Below are 255 nucleotides of genomic sequence, written 5' to 3'. Positions count from 1 at the left end.
GGTGTACAGCAGCAATGCCCAGCCGACCGGTACTAATAGGCCGAGGGCTTGTCCCAACACCGTACAAAACACATCACCACATGGAGCATGTGACGCGTCCACTAGGCAGTTCCCAACCAACAAACCCAAGGGGTTTGAAAAGTTGACAGAGTTACGGCGGCCATAGCGAAAGGGAAACACCCGGTCCCATACCGAACCCGGAAGTTAAGCCTTTCAGCGCCGATGGTACTGCAACCGCGAGGCTGTGGGAGAGTA

At 55.7% G+C, this 255-nt stretch carries 1 rRNA gene; it reads left to right on the top strand.

What is annotated here, in order from left to right:
* Window positions 1-152: 152 nt before the first annotated feature.
* Window positions 153-255: ribosomal RNA gene (gene rrf / locus DDE18_RS22535) — 5S ribosomal RNA — on the top strand; the annotation flags it as partial.

The organism is Nocardioides gansuensis, from assembly GCF_003076135.1.
Lineage (GTDB): Bacteria > Actinomycetota > Actinomycetes > Propionibacteriales > Nocardioidaceae > Nocardioides > Nocardioides gansuensis.
The sequence above is the reverse complement of the archived record's forward strand: the minus strand, read 5'-3'. Positions and strand labels throughout refer to the sequence as shown.